Below are 580 nucleotides of genomic sequence, written 5' to 3' on the forward strand. Positions count from 1 at the left end.
TCACCGAGCGCGGCCCGGGCCTGGTCGGCGAGCTGCTCGCGCGGAGCGAGGGAGGCAGGCGGTCGGGGCGCGGGCCGGTTTCGCCTGGCCGTCGCGGAGCGGCGGACGCTCGCTACGGCCTGACGGGGGACAACGCTCAGCCGGGTGTCTCGCGGGGTACGGGACGTCACCCCCGCAGTCTTCCTGGTAACTCCCCAAAAGCTCAAACGGCGGCTGGTTCGGGGCATCTGACGGATCGCCGCCACGGCCGTGTGACGGATCACACGGCCGGCTCCCGGAAGTGGCGTGCCGGCGGTCGGGCACCCGCTCGTGCGGGGTCCGCGGCGTCCCGGGGGCTCACATGTGGGGGGTGAGGAAGCGGCTCAGCACGTCCTCGTACCGGTGGGGATCGACGTTCCACGCGGCGGCGTGGCGGGCACCGGGAGCGGTGTGCAGCTGGACCAGGTCGGGGCGGGCGGCGGCGAACGCGCGGGACGTCTCCCAGGGCGCGATCCGGTCGTCCGGGCCGTGCAGCAGCAGGGCCGGCACCGTCAGCCGGTGCGGATCGGCCGCTTCGGCGAGCCGCCCCACGTCCAGCGCG

General features: G+C 75.5%; 1 protein-coding gene. It reads right to left on the reverse strand.

Translation table 11 applies throughout. The features are described from left to right. Positions 1-336: 336 nt before the first annotated feature. The coding region (locus tag ACYVE9_RS30265; protein WP_461031049.1) for a serine aminopeptidase domain-containing protein at positions 337-580 on the reverse strand (244 nt) is incomplete at its 5' end.

This window comes from Streptomyces sparsus (assembly GCF_054776295.1).